Annotated in this window: 17 protein-coding genes; 4 read left to right on the top strand and 13 right to left on the bottom strand. The window is 73.6% G+C overall.

The window, feature by feature from the left end:
* Positions 1-20 precede the first annotated feature (20 nt).
* Complete coding sequence (locus AB0E91_RS25070; RefSeq protein WP_361786064.1) at positions 21-2,417, top strand: RICIN domain-containing protein; 2,397 nt, start codon at positions 21-23, stop codon at positions 2,415-2,417.
* 38 nt (positions 2,418-2,455) lie between these two features.
* On the opposite strand, the gene AB0E91_RS25065 is transcribed toward AB0E91_RS25070, so the two are convergent.
* Positions 2,456-2,761 carry a hypothetical protein gene (locus tag AB0E91_RS25065; protein ID WP_361786061.1) on the bottom strand — a complete coding sequence of 102 codons (306 nt, stop codon included), beginning with the start codon at positions 2,759-2,761 and terminating at the stop codon, positions 2,456-2,458.
* Between the two features lie 413 nt (positions 2,762-3,174).
* Here AB0E91_RS25065 and AB0E91_RS25060 point away from each other — a divergent pair, with 413 nt between their 5' ends.
* A complete protein-coding gene (locus AB0E91_RS25060) occupies positions 3,175-4,500 on the top strand; it encodes a cation:proton antiporter (RefSeq protein ID WP_361786058.1) in 1,326 nt (441 codons plus the stop codon).
* Positions 4,501-4,518: 18 nt separating this feature from the next.
* On the opposite strand, the gene AB0E91_RS25055 is transcribed toward AB0E91_RS25060, so the two are convergent.
* The 7 genes from AB0E91_RS25055 to AB0E91_RS25025 all read right to left on the bottom strand — a co-directional run bounded on the left by AB0E91_RS25055 (position 4,519) and on the right by AB0E91_RS25025 (position 10,084).
* Positions 4,519-5,178: a response regulator transcription factor gene (locus tag AB0E91_RS25055; protein WP_361786055.1), complete on the bottom strand. Its 660-nt coding sequence runs from the start codon at positions 5,176-5,178 to the stop codon at positions 4,519-4,521.
* The gene (locus AB0E91_RS25050; protein WP_361786052.1) at positions 5,175-6,143 is read right to left on the bottom strand and encodes a HAMP domain-containing sensor histidine kinase; all 969 of its coding nucleotides are present in this window, start codon (positions 6,141-6,143) and stop codon (positions 5,175-5,177) included. Before AB0E91_RS25050 ends, AB0E91_RS25055 begins: the two co-directional genes overlap by 4 nt.
* Before the next feature lie 645 nt (positions 6,144-6,788).
* Positions 6,789-7,685, bottom strand: a complete 897-nt coding sequence (locus tag AB0E91_RS25045) for a YihY/virulence factor BrkB family protein (protein ID WP_361786049.1) — start codon at positions 7,683-7,685, stop codon at positions 6,789-6,791.
* The gene (locus AB0E91_RS25040) at positions 7,675-8,250 is read right to left on the bottom strand and encodes a hypothetical protein (protein ID WP_361786046.1); all 576 of its coding nucleotides are present in this window, start codon (positions 8,248-8,250) and stop codon (positions 7,675-7,677) included. The genes AB0E91_RS25045 and AB0E91_RS25040 overlap by 11 nt, the downstream gene beginning before the upstream one ends.
* Complete coding sequence (locus tag AB0E91_RS25035) at positions 8,250-9,326, bottom strand: DUF6286 domain-containing protein (protein ID WP_361786043.1); 1,077 nt, start codon at positions 9,324-9,326, stop codon at positions 8,250-8,252. The genes AB0E91_RS25040 and AB0E91_RS25035 overlap by 1 nt, the downstream gene beginning before the upstream one ends.
* The gene (locus tag AB0E91_RS25030; protein WP_202485264.1) at positions 9,323-9,508 is read right to left on the bottom strand and encodes a hypothetical protein; all 186 of its coding nucleotides are present in this window, start codon (positions 9,506-9,508) and stop codon (positions 9,323-9,325) included. The genes AB0E91_RS25035 and AB0E91_RS25030 overlap by 4 nt, the downstream gene beginning before the upstream one ends.
* 90 nt (positions 9,509-9,598) lie before the next feature.
* Positions 9,599-10,084, bottom strand: a complete 486-nt coding sequence (locus AB0E91_RS25025) for an Asp23/Gls24 family envelope stress response protein (RefSeq protein WP_361786040.1) — start codon at positions 10,082-10,084, stop codon at positions 9,599-9,601.
* Between the two features lie 274 nt (positions 10,085-10,358).
* On the opposite strand from AB0E91_RS25025, the gene AB0E91_RS25020 reads away from it, so the two are divergent.
* Both AB0E91_RS25020 and AB0E91_RS25015 read left to right on the top strand, forming a co-directional pair.
* Positions 10,359-10,943, top strand: coding sequence for a sigma-70 family RNA polymerase sigma factor (locus AB0E91_RS25020; protein WP_199588102.1), 585 nt, complete (start codon positions 10,359-10,361; stop codon positions 10,941-10,943).
* On the top strand, positions 10,940-11,692 hold the full coding sequence (locus AB0E91_RS25015; protein ID WP_361786037.1) for an anti-sigma factor: 753 nt from the start codon (positions 10,940-10,942) through the stop codon (positions 11,690-11,692). The genes AB0E91_RS25020 and AB0E91_RS25015 overlap by 4 nt, the downstream gene beginning before the upstream one ends.
* A gap of 131 nt (positions 11,693-11,823) precedes the next feature.
* Here AB0E91_RS25015 and AB0E91_RS25010 read toward each other — a convergent pair whose 3' ends face one another.
* From AB0E91_RS25010 to AB0E91_RS24990, 5 genes are read right to left on the bottom strand one after another with little or no spacing between them, the layout of a single operon-like run.
* Positions 11,824-12,630: a DUF1295 domain-containing protein gene (locus AB0E91_RS25010; protein ID WP_361786034.1), complete on the bottom strand. Its 807-nt coding sequence runs from the start codon at positions 12,628-12,630 to the stop codon at positions 11,824-11,826.
* Complete coding sequence (locus AB0E91_RS25005; protein WP_361786031.1) at positions 12,627-13,943, bottom strand: cyclopropane-fatty-acyl-phospholipid synthase family protein; 1,317 nt, start codon at positions 13,941-13,943, stop codon at positions 12,627-12,629. The genes AB0E91_RS25010 and AB0E91_RS25005 overlap by 4 nt, the downstream gene beginning before the upstream one ends.
* On the bottom strand, positions 13,940-15,244 hold the full coding sequence (locus tag AB0E91_RS25000; RefSeq protein ID WP_361786028.1) for a cyclopropane-fatty-acyl-phospholipid synthase family protein: 1,305 nt from the start codon (positions 15,242-15,244) through the stop codon (positions 13,940-13,942). The genes AB0E91_RS25005 and AB0E91_RS25000 overlap by 4 nt, the downstream gene beginning before the upstream one ends.
* A complete protein-coding gene (locus tag AB0E91_RS24995; RefSeq protein ID WP_361786025.1) occupies positions 15,241-15,984 on the bottom strand; it encodes a DUF1365 domain-containing protein in 744 nt (247 codons plus the stop codon). The genes AB0E91_RS25000 and AB0E91_RS24995 overlap by 4 nt, the downstream gene beginning before the upstream one ends.
* Positions 15,981-17,246, bottom strand: a complete 1,266-nt coding sequence (locus tag AB0E91_RS24990) for an FAD-dependent oxidoreductase (RefSeq protein WP_361786022.1) — start codon at positions 17,244-17,246, stop codon at positions 15,981-15,983. Before AB0E91_RS24990 ends, AB0E91_RS24995 begins: the two co-directional genes overlap by 4 nt.
* Between the last annotated feature and the right edge of the window lie 136 nt (positions 17,247-17,382).

Here is a 17,382-nt window from a genome sequence, read left to right as displayed (position 1 = left end):
CCACTCCTCAGGAGCGCCGTATGCCTCTCCACCGACGTCATTTCCTCACCGGCGGCGCCCTGGCGCTGAGTTCGGCCGCGCTGTCCGTCCGCCTCGCCCCCGCTGCCGCCGCCGCGGGCCGCTCCCCCCGCGCGCTCGCGCCCGCCGCCTTCACCCGGCTGCGCCCCGGCAGCATCACCGCGCGCGGCTGGCTCGCGGGCCAACTCCGGCTTCTGCTGGACGGGTTGTTCGGACAGTACGAACAGCGCTCGCACTTCCTCGATTTCACCACCACCGGCTGGGTGCATCCGGAGAACCCCGGCTGGGAGGAACTGCCGTACTGGCTGCGGGGTTACGTACCACTCGCCATCGCCACCCGCGACGAGCACGCGCTGGCGAACTCCCGGCGCTGGATCGACGCGGTCCTGGCCACCCAGCAGTCCGACGGCTTCTTCGGCCCCCGCGCGCTGCGCACCTCGCTGGACGGCGGCCCCGACTTCTGGCCGTTCCTGCCGCTGCTGATGGCGCTGCGCACCTGGGAGGAGTACAGCGGCGACGCGCGGATCGCGCCGTTCCTGACCCGCTTCCTGACCTTCATGAACGCGCAGGGCAAGGGCGCGTTCGACCACAGCTGGGTCTCCTACCGCTGGGGCGACGGCCTGGACGTCGCCCTGTGGCTGTACGACCGCACGGGCGACGCCTTCCTCCTCGACCTGGCCGACAAGATGCACGGCTACGGCGCCGCCTGGACCGGCGCGCTGCCCACCCCGCACAACGTCAACATCGCGCAGGGCTTCCGCGAGGGCGCCCAGTACGCCCGTCGCTCCGGCTCGACGGCCGACACCCGGGCCGCCTACCAGGTCTACGACCAAGTGATGGGCTCCTACGGCCAGTTCCCCGGCGGTGGCTTCGCGGGCGACGAGAACATCCGCCCCGGGTTCGGCGATCCCAGGCAGGGCTTCGAGACCTGCGGCATCGTGGAGTTCATGGCCAGCCACGAGCTGCTGACCCGGATCACGGGCGACCCTGTGTGGGCGGACCGCTGCGAGGAACTGGCCTTCAATCTGCTGCCCGCGGCCCTCGACCCCGCGGGCCGGGCGGTGCACTACGTCACCAGCGCGAACAGCGTCGACCTCGACAACAGGACGAAGACGCAAGGGCAGTTCCAGAACGGCTTCGCCATGCAGTCCTTCCAGCCGGGTGTCGACCAGTACCGCTGCTGCCCCCACAACTACGGCATGGGATGGCCGTACTTCAACGAGGAACTCTGGCTCGCGGCCCCCGGCGGCGGACTGGCCGCCGCCCTCTACTCCCCCTGCACGGTGCGCGCGACGGTGGCGGGCGGCACCGAGGTCACGATCACCGAGGACACCGACTACCCCTTCGGCGAGACCGTCCGCCTCACCCTCGCGACCCCGCGCCGGGTGCGCTTCCCGCTCCACCTGCGGGTGCCGGGCTGGTGCGCGGAGCCTCAACTCACCGTAAACGGCAGGGCCGTTGCCGCGCAGCCCGGTCCCTCCTTCACGGTGGTGGACCGCCAGTGGTCGGACGGCGACACGGTGACGCTACGGCTCCCCCAGCGGACCGTACTGCGCACCTGGAGCGCCGGCCAGGACGCGGTGAGCGTCGAGCGCGGTCCTCTCACCTACGCCCTGCGGATCGGCGAGAACTACGTGCGCTACGCGGGAGACGACGCCTTCCCCGAGTACGAGGTGCACGCCACCACGCCCTGGAACTACGGCCTGGTTCCCGGCAGCACCCCCGAGTTCACCCGCGGCGGGGGCCCGGTCGCGGCCAACCCCTTCACCCAGGAGGGCACGCCCGTGCGGATGACGGCGCGGGCCCGCCGCGTCGCCGAGTGGGTCGCGGACGACGAGCACGTGGTCGCCCCGCTCCAGCGGAGCCCGGCCCGCTCCGACTCCCCCGTGGAGAGCATCACGCTCGTCCCGATGGGCGCGGCCCGGCTCCGGATCAGCAGCTTCCCGACCGCCGCGCCGGACGGCCGCCCCTGGACACCGGAACCGCCCTTCCGGCGCGTCCAGAACAAGCACAGCGGCAAGGTGCTCGCCGTGGACAACATGTCCACCGCCAACAGCGCGCGGGTGGTGCAGTACGACAACACGCCCACCGGCGATCACGCCTGGCAGCTGGTCGACCGGGGCGACGGCTGGTTCCTCGTCCGCAACGGGCACAGCGGCAAGGTGCTGGGCGTGGACGGCATGTCCACGGCCGACAGCGCGATCGTCGTCCAGTACGAGGACAACGGCACCGACGACCATCTGTGGCGCCGGGTGGACAAGGGCGACGGCTGGTTCCTCCTGCTGAACAAGCACAGCGGGAAGGTGCTCGGCGTGTCGGGGATGTCCACGGCGAACAGCGCGCAGGTGGTGCAGTTCGCGGACAACGGCACGGACGACCACCTGTGGCGGTTGCTGTAGGCGGTGGACCATACGTCAGGCCGGGAGTCCCGGTCGGCTCACCGGGACTCCTCCAGCACGTCGCACTCCAGGAAGGACGGCGGGCTGGTGCAGAGCGCCGCCATGCGCTCGGCGAACTCGCGGGACTCGGGGTTCTGGCGGCTGCGCGCGGCCTCGTCGAAGGAGTCGAACTGGAGGACCTCGTAGTAGCGGTTCGGCTGGTTGCGGTCCTTGAGGACGGCCTGGTAGCTGGGGCCGTGCTCCTTGCTGCCGAAGCGTTCCTCGATCTTCATGGCCAGGGTGCGCATCTCGTCGATGCGGTCGGTCTCGAAGGCGATGATCTGGACGAATTTCTGCGCTGCCACTGTTCCTCCAGCCGGCCGTGCGCCCCCGGGCGGGGATCGCTCAGCACCCAACGAAACACGGGCGGCACGGGTCGGCAATTCGTCGCGGGGCGTTCGCAGGGGCGTTCACCGGACGGGGTGCGGGAGTTGCGGGGGTGGCGGGGCGGGGCGTTCGGCCGGACGGGTGTCGTGGCTCCTCGTGGGGACCGGTGTCGTGCCTTCCCGCGGAGAGGAGCGCCGTACCTCCCCGCGGAGATGGGTGTCGTACCTCGCCGTAGATGGGTGTCGTCACCGATGGTGGGCGCCGCGCGGCCCGTGCGACCGTGTCATGACACGTGACCTCGATGTCGTGCGGGTGACCTCGGCGTCACGCACGTGACTCGACCGACGGCGGCACGTGACCTCGACCGACGGCCAGGGGAAGGCGGTGGCCCGTGGGACATGCCGATGCCCTGCTCGCCATGGGCGGCGCCTTCCTGGCCGCCGCGTTCCTCGCCCGCCTCGGCGCCAGAATCGGCGTGCCGACCATTCCGCTGTTCATGCTGGCCGGTCTGCTGCTCGGTCCCCACACCCCCGGTCTGGTCCTGGTGTCGGACCCGCACGACTTCGAGATGCTGTCCGCGCTGGGGCTCGTGCTGCTGCTGTTCTACCTGGGGCTGGAGTTCCAGCTGAAGGACCTGCGCCGGGGCGGCAGACGGCTGCTCACGGCGGGCGGGATCTATCTGCTGCTGAACGTGGGCGCGGGCCTCGGCTTCGGGTTCGCGCTCGACTGGGGTGCGCGGGAGGCGCTGGTGCTGGCCGGTGTGCTCGGCATCTCGTCCTCCGCCATCGTCACCAAGATCCTCATCGATCTGGGCCGGATCAGCCGCCCGGAGACGCGGCTCGTCCTCGGCGTGATCGTGGTCGAGGATCTCTTCCTGGCGCTGTATCTCGCCGCGCTCCAGCCGGTCATCGGCGGCGCCGAGGGTGTCACGGAGACGATCCTCCAGGCGGCGAAGGCGTTCGCGTTCCTGCTGGTGCTGGCGGCCGCCGCCCGCTACGGCACCCGGCTCGTGGGGCGTCTGATCCGGGTCCGGGACAACGAACTGCTGGTGATCAGCTTCCTCGGCGCGGCCGTCCTGGTCGCCGGGGTCTCCGAGCTGCTGGGGGTCGCGGACGCCATCGGCGCGTTCATGGTGGGCCTGATCCTGGCCGGCACCTCGTCCGGGCCACGCATCCGGCAGCTGGTGCATCCGCTGCGCGACGCGTTCGCGGCGATCTTCTTCTTCGCGTTCGGGCTGGCCCTGGACCCCGCCCGGCTGGCCTCCGTGGCAGGTCCGGTCGCCGCGGCGGCGGCCCTGACCATCGTCATGAACGTCATCGCCGGACTGCTCGTCGCCCGCTCCTACGGCTACGGCCCCGAGCACGCCGCCGACATCGCGACGACCTTGGTCGCGCGCGGGGAGTTCGCGCTGATCCTGGCCGCCATGGCGGTGGGCGCGGGCCTTGACGGACGGCTGCCGTCGTTCATCGCCGGATACGTCCTCGTCCTGGCCGTGCTGGGTCCGGTGATCGCGGCCCGGGCGCATCTGCTCGCCCGGGTGCTGGGCGCGCTCGGTTTCGCAGGCGCAGGGCGGCCCGCGGAGACTGCCGAGCCGGTGTGCGCCGACCCGGTGTCCGCCGACCCGGCGAAGACGGCGGACACGCGCGCGTACGGCGAGGAAGCCTCGGCGGCCGAGAAGGCTTCGGCGGAGACCGTGGGAGCCGACGCCGAGCGTTAGGGCGTCAGGGGGTGGGGCTCAGGGTTCGATCAGACCGACGCGGATGGCGTAGCGGGTGAGTTCCAGGCGGTCCTTGAGGCCAAGTTTCTGGAGCAGGTTGGCGCGGTGGCGTTCGACGGTCTTGGGGCTGATGACGAGGATGTCGGCGATCTGCTGCGAGGTGTGGCCCTCGGCGACGAGCTTGAGGATCTCCTCCTCGCGGCCGGTGATCACGCGGGACGGCAGCGTGCGGCCGTCCCTCACCCGGTCGAGGTAGTCGCGGATGAGGGCGTTGACGGCGCCGGGATAGAGGAAGGGCTCGCCGCGCATGGTGGCGCGGCACGCCTCGACGAGGTCGCGGTCGGCCACGGACTTGAGGACGTAGCCGGAGGCACCGGCGGCCAGGGCCTCGAAGAAGAACTGCTCGTTGTCGTACATCGTCAGGATGAGGATGCGGGTCTCCGGCTGGGTGCGGGACAGCTCGCGAGCGGCCTGGAGGCCGGTCAGCCGGGGCATGGCGATGTCGAGGACGGCCAGGTCGGGCCGGAGTTCGCGGGCCTGGGTCAGGGCCTCGGCGCCGTCGTCCGCCTCGGCGACGACGATGAGGTCGGGTTCGCCCTCCAGGATGAGGCGGACGCCGCGCCGTACCAGTGCGTGGTCGTCGGCGAGCAGGATGCGGGTGGGGGCCGGGTCGGTCATGACAGCGGCTCCGGGCGGGGGCGGTGGCTGCGGACGGGGACGGTGAGGAGGACTTCGGTGCCGTCGCCGTCGGGGCCCGGGCCCACGGCCAGGTCGGCGCCGATGAGCAGCGCGCGTTCCCGCATTCCCCTGAGGCCCGCGCCTTCGGGTGCGCCGCCGGTGCCGCGTCCGTCGTCACGCACGCGCAGCTCGACCCCGGTGGGGGTGTGCCGGAGGGTGAGTTCGGCGTGGTGGGCGCGGGCGTGCCGGGCGACGTTGGTGAGTCCTTCCTGGGCGACGCGGTAGAGGACGAGTTCGCTCTCGTGGCCGAGCTGGGGCAGGTCGGCGCCGAGCTGGTGGCGGACGGTGAGGCCGGGTCCGGAGAACTCGGCGGCGAGGGCCTTGAGGGCGCTGGTCAGGCCGAGTTCGTCCAGGACGCCGGGGCGCAGTCGGCGGGCGATGCGGCGGACCTCGTCGAGTCCGGCCCGGGTGGTCTCCTGCACCTGCTGGAGCTCCTCGCGCAGTCCGGGCGGGGCCTGGCGGGCGGCGCGGTTGAGTTCGAGCAGGACGGCGGTGAGGGTCTGGCCGACCTCGTCGTGCAGCTCCTGGGCCACGCGGTGGCGTTCGGCCTCCTGGGCGGAGAGGGCGCGGGCGCTGCTGGTGGCCCGCTCGTCCTCCAGGCGGTCGAGCATGGCGTTGAAGACTGTGATCAGCTCGGCGATCTCGCCGTGCCCGCCGACCGGCGGCCGTACTCCGGGGCGGAGCAGGTCGGCCGTGGTCATGGCGCGGGAGAGGCGTTGCAGCGGGGCGAGGTTGATGCGCAGCAGTACGGCGTTGGCCACGAGCATGGCCGCGAGTCCGGCGGTGAGGATCGCGGCCTCGGTGAGCAGGACGGGCGTGGAGACGGTGACGGGGCCGAGCAGCAGGGCGGCGGCCGCGACGAGGACGGCGGCGTTGAGCAGGAAGATCCGCCAGAACAGGGGCATCGCGGGTCACCTCCTCCGGGCTCTGGGGCTGGGGCTGGGGCTCGGGACTTCACGGGGTTGGTCTCTCGGGCGCCCGTCTCGGGGGCGGTTTCTCGGGGGTCCGTCTCGGGGTTGCTGGGGGGGGTGCTCGGGGGCGCGGTCGGCGGCCGCGAGGGGCTTCATCGTCCAGCGTGGGCGCGGGTCGGATGCCCCGCCATCCGTGGCGGCCCCCATCCGGGGGAACGGGCGCGTCCCCCCACGCCTGTCCCCCACACGAGTGGCCACCCGGCCCGCGACCCCGAGGTGGTGAGGGATGGGCTCCGGGGCGAATGGGGGTCGTACCCGATGGTGGCGGAGGGCGGGTGGGGCGAATCCTGGTGGTGCGCGGAGATCCGCGTGCAGGACCGGCCGGCAAGCGCGAGGCGAGGAGGAGTCATGACCCCGTACGACGACGAGGTGCTGCTCGGCCGTGCCGCTCCCCGGCTCCCGTCCGGCGCGCGCGTCCGCCGCCCGCCCCACCGCGCCCGGTACTGGTGGGTGCTGGTCGCCGGAGGTGTGCTGCTGGCGGCGGGGATCGTGCTGGCGGAGGCGCTGCTGATCGCGGCAGGGCTGGTCCTCGGCGGCGTCGCGGGGCATCTGCTCGATCCGGCCCGCATACGCCCGCGCTCAGTCGGCCGGTCCAGGCTCGGCCTTGTTCAGTTCGGCGGTGAACTGCGCGCCGGTGAGCAGCGCCAGGTTGGACAGCCACAGCCAGATCAGAAAGACCACGGACCCGGCGAGAGAGCCGTAGAGACGGCTGTAGGTGCCGAGAGCGGAGGCATACAGGGCGAAGGCGCCCGAGGCGGTGAGCCAGAGGGCCGCAGCGAGGAAACCGCCGGGCAGCGAGTGCCCGCGCCTGCGGGCGGGTGCCGGGCCGGTGCGGAAGACGACCACGACGAGAACGACCGCCAGGCACAGCAGCAGCGGCCAGCGCAGCAGGCGCCAGACCAGGGCGGCCGTGACGCCGAGGCCGAAGAAGGAGCCGACGGCCTCCGCGCCGGGCCCGGTGAGCAGCAGGACCAGCGGGCCTGCGACGAGCAGCCCGAGCAGGGCCAGCGCGGTCAGGACGATGCGGTGCGCGCGCCGCCAGGGAGAACGCCGGTCCTCCATGCGGTACATCCGGTGCAGGGCGCGCCGGAAGACGGCCAGATAGCTGGACGCGGACCACAGTGCGCTGGCGGTTCCCGTGACGAGCAGGGGCCAGACCGCCGAGTCGGCGCGCAGCATCCGGGCCAGCGTGTCGTGGAGTTCGCCGCCGGACTCGGCGGGGGCGTACGCCGCGACCTGGGCGATGAACCGCTCGGCCGTGCCGGGGCTGAACAACGCGGTGGCGATGACCGTCACGAGCATGGCGGGCAGCACGGTCAGGATCGCGTAGTAGGTCAGCGCGGCGGCGTGGTCGGACACGTCGTCCCGCCACATGGCCACCGGGGTACGGCGCAGCGCGGCTCCCCAGGTCGCGGCCCGGGAAGCGGAGGTGATGCGGGGGCGGGAGGCGTCGGGCGCCCGGTGTTCAACGGACATGCGGTACCCGGTGGGATCGGTGGCTGAGCCGGACTCGGCTGTGGACGGTACAGGGGGCGGTGGCGGATTCGGCGCGCCCGATGAGCCTGGTCAGGCCGGGCAGCACGGCGGCGGGGGTGATCCCCGGCCGGAGCCACAGATGCAGCCGGACCGTGAGCCGCCCACGTGAGGAGATCACCCGGGTACGGCAGCGGGCGACACCTCGCAGGGCCGCCGCGTCGTGGTTGAGGGCGTCCTCCAGGGCGCGGGTGCGGACGGTGCCGCCGGTGCCGGGCAGCGGCAGCAGGGAACCGCCGCCGACGCTGAACTGACGGGCACACCAGAGCGCGCACAGTGCCGTCGCGGCGAACGACCCGGCCATGACACCGGGCGCCCACCAGCCCTGCGCCCGCAGTCCGTCGAGGCGGGCGCTGGTCAGGAACGCGTGAGGGGCGGCCGGTGCGGGCAGCAGGCCGGCCGCCGGAGTGCCGGTACCGCTCAGCGCGAGCCAGCAACCACCGACCAGCAGGGCCAGACCGGTGACGGCGAGGACGGTGCGATTGAGGAGGGAGCGGAAGGTCTGCATCAGAGGTCGCCTCCCACGAGGGCGTGGGTGGGCGGGGTGGCGAGGGTCGCCGATGACGCGGGAGCCGGAGCCAGTGCGGGGGTCTCTGCGGGTGCCGGAGCCTGTGCGGATGCCAGAGTCGCTGCGGATGCCAGGGTCGCTGCGGGTGCCGGAGCCGGAGTCGGTGCCGGTGCTGCGGCCCGTCCCCGCCGATGCCGTGCCGTGACCCGCAGCCGGAGTGGCCGACGCAGCCCGCAGTCGGTGAGGACCTGGTCGGCGGCCCGGGTGATCCGGAGTTGGGCGGTGGTCCGGTCGCCGGAGGTCAGGCCGGCGCGTACGGTCACGCGGCGGCGTCCGACGCGCGCCCTCGCCCCAGTGACGCCGTCGGTTCCAGTGGCGGCGTCGCGGAGCAGGGCGGCGACGGCCGAACGGTCGATCGCGAGGTCGGCGCCGGGGGCGGGTGAGGCGGTGGTGAGGAGGTTGCGGCGGCCGGGAGTGACGGCGAGGAGGAGCAGGCAGGCGCCGAGGAGCGCGCAGCAGATGCCGGCGACGGTGACGAGCGGTTCGCCGGGGCTGTGGCCGTAGAGCCAGTGCAGGGTGCCGGTGCGCCAGGCTGCGGCCGGGCGGTGTCCGGTGTGGACGAGGATCAGGTCGGCGGCGAGGAGGCCGAAGGCCAGGGTGGCGAGGAGGGTGAGGATGCCCATGGGGAAGCGGCGCTGTGCCCACCAGCGGCGGGGCGGCCGTGAGCCGGACAAGGGTGCGTCGGCCGGGGCCGGTGAGGGATCGGGCGGCACCGGGCCGGGGGCGGGGGTGAGCGTGGTGACGCCGATGCGTACCCGGGACACGTCGAGGCCGGTCAGTTCGGCGGTTCGGGCGGTCACGTCGTCCTGGATACGGCGGACCAGCGGAGCGAGGGGCTCCGGGTAGGGCAGGGCGACGTCGAGCGCGATCTCGGTGCGGCGCCCGTGGACGGCGGCCGCGGTGCCGGTGACGCGTACGGTGCCGTCAGGGTGTGCCTCGGTGGCCGCCCGGCCGGCGATGCGGCGGACGGCCTGTTCCGGGACCGCGGCGGTGCCGCGGGGGTGCGGCTCGGTCATCGACGGCCCCGCTGGAAGGTGTCCCGCAGGTCCCGGGCGCGCCCGCCGCCGTCGACCCAGTGGCCCACCGCCCAGCCGAGGGCGCCGAGCGCGGCCACGAGCACGAACGCGCCGAAGCCGCCGAACCAGCCCGCGAACGCCAGCGCCAGGCCGGCGATCATTCCCATCAGCGCTCTGTCCATCTTCCGTCTCCTCTTCGTCCGGCCGGTCGTCGCCGTCCGGGCCGGTCGTTGCCACCCGCGACCGCTCGGTCCGCCGGGGCCGGTGCCGGGTCACGCCACACGCGGCGTGGTCTCCGGCTCGGGTTCGTCGTCGTCGGGAAGGTGCACGTCGTTGACGGCGATGTTCACCTCGACGACCTCCAGTCCGGTGATGCGTTCCACGGCGTGGATCACGTTCTCGCGGACGTCGCGGGCGACCTCGCCGATCGGTACGCCGTACTCCACGACCAGGTCGAGGTCGATGGCGGTCTGCTTCTCGCCGACCTCGACCTTGACGCCCCGGCCGACGTTCGAGCCGCCGCCGGGCACCCGGTCGCGGACGGCGCCGATGGTGCGGGACAGGCCGCCGCCCATGGCGTGCACGCCGGGTATCTCGCGTGCGGCCGTGCCGGCGATCTTGACGACGACCACGTCCGCGATGGAGGTCTTGCCGCGCGTGGCGGCCGGTTCACCGATGCCGGTGTTGCCGGCGGTGAGGTCGGTGGCCGCCCGCTGCGGCTCGCCGGGGCGGCCCGTCTCTGCGTTGGGGATGCTCATGACCAGGTCCTCTCGGTGGTCCGGTGTGTCCTCTGTTCCCTTGAACGTGTTCCCTCGGACCCGGCCGGGCCACAGGTGTGAGGCAGATTCCCCGAATTCGTCCACTGATGCGTCCTGCTGCGGGGTGACGTGCGAAGACCCGTCCGCCGGTGGTGCATCCACGGCGCGTGCGGGGGCGAAGTAGGGGCATGAGGCGGAAATGGCCCGAGCCCGCCGGGAACGCACTCGTCACGGGCGGCGGGTCCGGGCACCGCCGTGCGCTGGGAGGACCGTTGTGAAGGAAGCCGTGTACATCGGCGGGAACCCGGCGGCCGAGCCCGATCTGGAGCGGCTGCTGCACGAGGTGGCGCTGGGCGACCAGGAGGCGTTCGCCTCGGTCTACGACACGGTCGCCGGGCCGGTGCTCGGGGTGGTGCGCGCGGTGCTGCGCGACCGGGCGCAGTCGGAGGAGGTCGCACAGGACGTGCTGGTGGAGGTGTGGCGCACCGCCCCGCGCTACCGGCCCGAGCGGGGCACCGCCATCAACTGGATCCTCACCCTCGCCCACCGGCGCGCCGTCGACCGGGTGCGCTCGGTCGAGGCGGCGGCCGCCCGCGACACGAGGGCGGCGCTGCTGGACCGCACGCCCGAGTACGACGAGGTGACCGAGCAGGTGGAGACGCGGCTGGAACAGGAGCAGGTGCGGCGGTGTCTGCGTACGCTGACGGAGCTTCAGCGGCAGTCGCTGACGCTCGCCTACTACCGGGGGCTGACGTACCGTCAGGTAGCGGAGGCGCTCGCGCTGCCGCTGGGCACGGTGAAGACGCGCCTGCGCGACGGGCTGATCCGGATGCGCGACTGTCTCGGGGTGTCCGCGTGAGCACGGCCGATCCGCACACCCTGACCGGTTCCTACGCGCTGGACGCCCTGGACGATGACGAGCGCGCCGGTGTCGAACGGCATCTGGCCCACTGTGCGTCCTGCGCGCTGGAGGTCGCGGAGTTCGAGGCGACGGCGGCGCGGCTGGGGCTCGCCGCGACGGTTCCGGTGCGGCCCGCGCTGCGCGCGGAGGTGCTGCGCCGGATCGCCTCGGTGCGTCAGGTGGCGCCCGGTACCGCTCCGGCCGCGCGGCTCCGGACAGCGGGGCGGCGACGCGCGCGCGGGCCGCTCGCGTGGGCGCTGGCCGCGTCCGTCGCCGTCGCGGCGGGGTTCGGGGGCGCGGCGCTGTGGCAGTACGAGCGCGCCCAGGACGCCACGCGGCGGGCCGCCGTGGCAGAGGTCCGGGCCGACCAGGTGGCGGGGGTGTTGGCCGCGCCCGACGCCAAGTCGCGCACGGTGCGGGTGGCGGGCGGCACGGGCACGGTGGTGGTGTCGGCGGACCGGGACCGGGCGGTGTTCATGGCCTCGGGGATGCCAGCGCCGCCGGACGGCAAGGTGTACCAGCTGTGGTTCGACGACGGCGGGACGATGCGGTCGGCCGGCCTGATGAACCCGGCGCTGCGCAGCCAGACCGTGTTGATGCGGGGTCCCGTGGCCGGGGCCTCGGGGGTCGGCGTCACGGTGGAACCGGCGGGCGGTTCACGCCGGCCGACCACCGCGCCCGTCACCGTGTTGAGCCTTCCGACGTAGCTCCGGCCAGGCCGCGAGCGGGCGCGGCCCCGACCCGGCGGGCGGCCGCACCTCCTTGCCGCACCTCCCCCGGCCCCGCCCGCGCGAAGGCCCCGGCACCCAAGCACCCCAACACCCCAACACCCCAACGTCTACTGCTTCCTCGGCGGCCTCGGGAAGAACCCGCTCGTGCGGGCCATGTACGCGTCCCAGCCCGGCCGCCCCTCCATGTGCCGCTCCAGCATCCGCTTCCCGCTGCCGTTGACGAGCAGGAAGCTCATCACCACCGGGGAGATCACGGACACCACGGCCGGGGCCCAGCCGCCGTCGCAGGCGACGAGGAAGAGGCCCCACCAGACACAGAAGTCGCCGAAGTAGTTGGGGTGCCGGGTCAGTCGCCACAGGCCCCGGTCCATGATGCGGCCCCGGTGGGCGGGGTCGGCCTTGAAGCGGGCGAGTTGGGCGTCGCCCACGGTCTCGAAGAACATGCCGAGCGCCCACACGGCCGTACCCAGCCAGGCCAGGACGGAGACGGACGGCGACGCGTACGGGGCGGCCTGCACGGGCAGCGACACCAGCCAGACCAGGGCGCCTTGGAGGAGGTAGACCATCCGCAGGGCGTAGAGGTTGCGGTTGCCGGGGGCCTTGTCGAGGAGGGCGGCGTAACGCGGGTCCTCGCCGTGGCCCCGGCTCCGGCGCGCGATGTGTACGGCCAGCCGCAGCCCCCAGACGGCGGTGAGGACCGTGACGAGGATCCGCCGGGCCGTGTCGCCCTCCCCTGCCGAGGCGGCGAGGGTCACCAGCGCGACGGCGGTGAAGGCGGCGCCCCAGGCGATGTCCACGACCCGGTGCACGCCCTTGCGGACCGCGACGGCGAAGGTGACGGCCATGGCGCCGAGGGCGGTCGCCGCCGCCCAGCCGAGGTTCGAGGCGAAGGCGCCCCACGCGAAGCCGGTCACGACTGCTCCAGTCCCCGGTACCAGTCGGCGCCCTCGGGGCGCGCCAGTCCGCTCGCGCCCGTGTCCGAGGGGCGGACGCAGAGGATCTGGTCCACGCCCATGCGCCGTTCCTCGAAGGCGAGCGCCCCGCCGACCAGGTAGAGCCGCCAGACGCGGGCGGTCTCCTCGCCGACCAGGTGTACGACGTCGTCCCAGCGGCGTTCCAGGGTGCGGTGCCAGGCGGCCACGGTGCGCACGTAGTGCTCGCGCAGCGACTCCACCGAGCGCACCTCCAGTCCGGCGTCCTCCAGCAGCCCGACGGTCTCGCCGAGCGGCCGCATGTGCATGTCGGGTGCGATGTACGCCTCGATGAAGGCGCCGCCGCCCGGCGCGCGGTGCCCTCGGGACATCTGCTGGACCAGCACCCGGCCCTCCGGCACCACCAGCCGGTGCAGCGCGGCCGCGAAGGCGGGGTACTCGGCGTCGCCGACGTGCTCCCCCATCTCCACGGTGGCGACCGCGTCGTACCCGGAGCCGGTGATGTCGCGGTAGTCCTGGCACACCACCTCGACCAGGTCCGCGAGGCCCCGCTCGCGGACCTGTTCGCGGACGTGGGCCGCCTGTTCGCGGGCGAGGGTGACGGCGGTGACCCGTGCCTTGTGCCGCTCGGCGGCGTACAGCGCGAGGGAGCCCCAGCCGCAGCCGATGTCGAGCAGCCGGGCGCCGGGGCGCAGTCCGAGCTTGCGGCAGATCAGCTCCAGCTTGGCGCGCTGGGCACGGACGGCAGCGGTGTCGTCGGTCGCCTCGTCGGTCCAGTAGCCGCAGGAGTAGGCCATGGTGTCGTCGAGAAGGAGCCGGTAGAAGTCGTTGGACAGGTCGTAGTGGTGGCTGATCGCAGCGCGGTCGCGGGACCTCGTGTGGAGTGCGCCGCGCAGCCGGGCCTGGGAGGCGGGTGCGGGCGGCGGTGGTCCGACGGCGCCGAGCCGTACGGCCTCGACGGCGGCGCGGGCCCGGTCGGCGAGGGTGAGGCGCGGGGCCCGCGTACCCCGGGTGCGGGCGGCGGCCCCTACGGCGCGCAGCCCCTCGGCGAGATCGCCCTCGACGTCGATCTCGCCGGTCACGTACGCCTGGGCGAGGCCGAGTTCGCCGGGCTGCCACAGCAGTCGGCGCAGGGCGCGCCGGGAGCGTACGACGACCACGGGGGTGCCGGGCGGGCCGGTCTCGCTGCCGTCCCAGGCGCGCAGCCGGACCGGCAGCCGGGTGCCTACGGCCTCCTCGGCGAGGTCCGCGATCCGGTGGGCGGCACCGGGCCGCTTCGGGGATGTCGTGCTCATGGGGCCGGGTTCTCCTTGGTGAGCAGGTACTGCTGGACGTCGAGGTAGCCGGAGCGGAAACCGGCCTCGGAGTAGGCGAGGTAGAAGGTCCACAGGCGCCGGAAGACCGCGTCGAAGCCGAGAGCGGCGACCTCGTCGGCGCGGTCGGTGAACCGTTCGCGCCACAGCCGCAGGGTCTCGGCGTAGTGCGGGCCGAAGGAGTCGCGGCGGGCGACGGCAAGGCCGGTGTGCTCGCGCACGGTCTGTTCGACGGCCTCCACGGAGGGCAGCAGGCCGCCGGGGAAGACGTACTTCTGGATCCAGGTGTGGGTGTCCCGGGCGGCCAGCATCCGGTCGTGGGGCATGGTGATGGCCTGGAGGGCGGCCCGGCCGCCGGGGGCGAGGCGCGCTTCGAGGGTGCGGAAGTAGACGGGCCAGAACTCGGCGCCGACGGCCTCGATCATCTCCACGCTGACGATCGCGTCGTAGGTGCCGCGCGCCTCGCGGTAGTCGCGCAGTTCGACGGTGACGCGGTCGCCGAGGCCCGCCTCGCGCACGCGGCGCAGGGCGAGTTCGCGCTGTTCGCGGGAGAGGGTGAGGGAGGTGACGTGGGCGCCCCGGGCGGCGGCGCGCAGGGCGAGTTCGCCCCAGCCGGTGCCGATCTCCAGGAGCCGGGTGCCCTCGCCCACGGCGGCCAGGTCGAGCAGCCGGTCGATCTTGCGGTGCTGGGCGGCGGCGAGCAGGGACCACTCGGCGGGGAAGCCCCGGAAGACGGCGGCGGAGTAGCTGAGGGTGTCGTCCAGGAAGAGGGCGAAGAGGTCGTTGGACAGGTCGTAGTGGTGGCTGACGTTGTCGCGGGCGCCGTCGGCGGTGTTGCGGCGGGCGGCCGGCTGCCTCGGGGCCCACAGGCCGCGCAGGCGTTGCAGCGGGGCCGGGACCAGCTCGGCCGCGTGGGCCGCGAGCACGGTGAGAGCGCTCACCAGGTCGGGGGCGTCCCACTCCCCCGCCATGTACGACTCGCCGAAGCCGATGAGTCCGCCGGTGCCGACGCGGGCGTGGAAGGCGTCGGGGTCCCGGATCTCGATCAGCGGGCCGCCCAGGCCGAGGGTGTCTCCCCCGGCGAGCCGGACGCGCAGGGGCAGTCGGCGCAGCGCGTGGCGTACGACGGCGGCGGCGACGGCCCGCACCGGCCGGGAGGCGCGGGGTACGGCGGCCACGTCGGGCCAGCGGGCCGGGTCCACGCCCTCGGTGGTCCGGGCGCGGCTGCCCCGGGCCCGCGGGATACGGGCGCGCGTATCGGGGCGGTGGTCGGCTGTCGTCATGTGGGGATCTCCGGGTGACGGTGGTGGCTGCCGGGGCGGGGCCGTACCGGCAGGCCGCGCAGGAACAGGCGGATGCCGTGGAAGCGGATGGCGGCCGAGACCGCGAGGGTGGACCAGGGGTGGCGCAGGGCCAGGCGCAGCAGCGCGGCCGGGGTGGCGGCGCGCCGGGTGCCGTGGACCGTGGCCGTGAAGGGCGGGGCGCCGGGCCGGTCCAGGCGCAGGGACAGATGGAGGCGTTCGCCGGGCAGCGGCAGCCGCATCTCGTAGCGGCCGTCCACCGGGAAGAACGGCGAGACGTAGAACTCCTTCTTGGTGGCGGCGACTTGGTCCGGGCCGGGGTGCAACAGATAGGCGTGGCGGCCGCCGTAGGTGTTGTGGACCTCCGCGACCACGCAGCGCGGGGTGCCGTCGGGGCCGTGACACCAGTACAGGGTCAGCGGGTTGAAGACGTGGCCGAGGACGCGGGCGTGGGTGAGCATCGCGACCGGGCCGCCCGCCAGGTCGATGCCGTGCCCGGCGAGGAAGCCGTCGAGCGCGGCGCGGATCGTCGGGGCCTCGCCGGTGAAGTGGTCGCGGGCCCGGAATCGCGCCAACGACCTTGCGAACAGGGGGAGTTGTGGCAGCCGGTCGGGGTCGACCAGCCACAGGTACGTCCGGTGGCGCAGGGCGTACCGGATAGGCGCCCTGCGCACATGGTGGATCGTGCAGGGGTACAGCGCGGGTACGTCGGGCAGGGTCACCAGCGCACCCCCAGCGCGGCCGCCGCCTCCACTCCGCTGCGGCAGCCGTCCTCGTGGAACCCCCAGCCGTGGTAGGCACCCGCGAACGCCGTGACGCCGGTGGCGAGTTCGGGCAGTCGCCGCTGGGCGGCGACCGACTCCGTGGTGTACACCGGGTGTTCGTACGTCATCCGGGCCAGCACCCGGTCCGGGGCCACCCGGTCCTCGCCGCCGAGGGTGACGATGTGGGGCTCCGTCGTGTCCAGGCGCTGGAGGCGGTTCATGTCGTAGCTGACCCGCACCCGGTCCGCGCCCGCGTCGCAGGCGGGCATCAGGTAGTTCCAGGAGGCGCGGGCGGCCCGGGCGCGGGGCAGCAACGCGGTGTCGGTGTGCAGCAGGGTGGGATTGCGGGAGTAGCGGAAGGCGCCGAGGACCTCCTTCTCGCGCGGGGTGGCGTCCCCGAGGAGCCGCAGCGCCTGATCGGGATGGACGGCGACGACCACGTGGTCGTACGCGGCCGTGCCGCCGTCCCCGGCGATCACCTCGGCCCCGTCCGTGTGGCGCAGCACGGTGCGTACGGGAGTGGCGGTACGGACCTCGTGCAGCCGGGCCGCGATCCGGTCGACGTAGGTGCGGGAACCGCCGATGACGGTCCGCCACACCGGGGAGCCGCTCACGGAGAGCATCCCGTGGTGGTCGAGGAACCTGAACAGGTAGGCGGCCGGATAGCGTTGGGCGGTCTGCGCGTCGCAGGACCAGACGGCCGAGACCAGCGGGGTCATGAAGTGGGCGCGGAAATAAGGGGAGAAGCCCGCGCGGTCGAGGAACTGCCCCAGGGTGAGCGCGGGTTCGCCTCCGTCGTCGTGGACGAGAAGGTCGCGGGCCGCCCGGTGGAAGGCCGGGATCTCCGCGAGCATCCGCAGATACCGGCCGCGGAGCGCGTTGGACGGCTGGGCGAACAGTCCGCGCGGGCCGCGCGCCCCGGCGTACTCCAGACCGCACCCCTCACACCGCACGGACATGCTCATCTCCGACTCCTGCGTGGCGACGCCGAGTTCACGGAAGAGGCGGAGCAGGTGCGGATAGGTGCGGCGGTTGTGCACGATGAAGCCGGAGTCCACCCGCAACGGGGGGCCACCGCCGGGGCGGGCGAGGTCGTGGGTGTGCGCGTGGCCGCCGAGACGGGCGTCGGCCTCGTAGAGGGTCACGCGGTGCGAGCGGGCCAGTACGTGGGCGGCGGTGAGCCCGGCGACGCCGCTGCCGACGACGGCGGTGTGACGCATGGATCGGTCCTCTCGAAGGGCGACGGAAAAACATGGAGGGCGCTGGAGGCTCGACCCGAGGAGTCCGAAGAGCCCGAAGAAGAGCCCGAAGAGGAAGAGAAGGACGAGCGCGGCCCCGGCACGCCGCTCTCGCACC

The sequence above is a fragment of the Streptomyces sp. NPDC026659 genome (genome assembly GCF_040638245.1).
Lineage (GTDB): Bacteria > Actinomycetota > Actinomycetes > Streptomycetales > Streptomycetaceae > Streptomyces.
This window is presented reverse-complemented; position numbering and strand designations above follow the sequence as displayed.

Bases quoted from the DNA above. Each gene is read 5' to 3' on its own strand.
- AB0E91_RS25070 (WP_361786064.1), top strand. From the start codon at position 21: ATGCCTCTCCACCGACGTCATTTCCTCACCGGCGGCGCCCTGGCGCTG.
- AB0E91_RS25055 (WP_361786055.1), bottom strand. From the start codon at position 5,178: ATGACCGACCCGGCCCCCACCCGCATCCTGCTCGCCGACGACCACGCA.
- AB0E91_RS25050 (WP_361786052.1), bottom strand. From the start codon at position 6,143: ATGCCCCTGTTCTGGCGGATCTTCCTGCTCAACGCCGCCGTCCTCGTC.
- AB0E91_RS25045 (WP_361786049.1), bottom strand. From the start codon at position 7,685: ATGTCCGTTGAACACCGGGCGCCCGACGCCTCCCGCCCCCGCATCACC.
- AB0E91_RS25040 (WP_361786046.1), bottom strand. From the start codon at position 8,250: ATGCAGACCTTCCGCTCCCTCCTCAATCGCACCGTCCTCGCCGTCACC.
- AB0E91_RS25035 (WP_361786043.1), bottom strand. From the start codon at position 9,326: ATGACCGAGCCGCACCCCCGCGGCACCGCCGCGGTCCCGGAACAGGCC.
- AB0E91_RS25030 (WP_202485264.1), bottom strand. From the start codon at position 9,508: ATGGACAGAGCGCTGATGGGAATGATCGCCGGCCTGGCGCTGGCGTTC.
- AB0E91_RS25025 (WP_361786040.1), bottom strand. From the start codon at position 10,084: ATGAGCATCCCCAACGCAGAGACGGGCCGCCCCGGCGAGCCGCAGCGG.
- AB0E91_RS25005 (WP_361786031.1), bottom strand. From the start codon at position 13,943: ATGAGCACGACATCCCCGAAGCGGCCCGGTGCCGCCCACCGGATCGCG.
- AB0E91_RS25000 (WP_361786028.1), bottom strand. From the start codon at position 15,244: ATGACGACAGCCGACCACCGCCCCGATACGCGCGCCCGTATCCCGCGG.
- AB0E91_RS24990 (WP_361786022.1), bottom strand. From the start codon at position 17,246: ATGCGTCACACCGCCGTCGTCGGCAGCGGCGTCGCCGGGCTCACCGCC.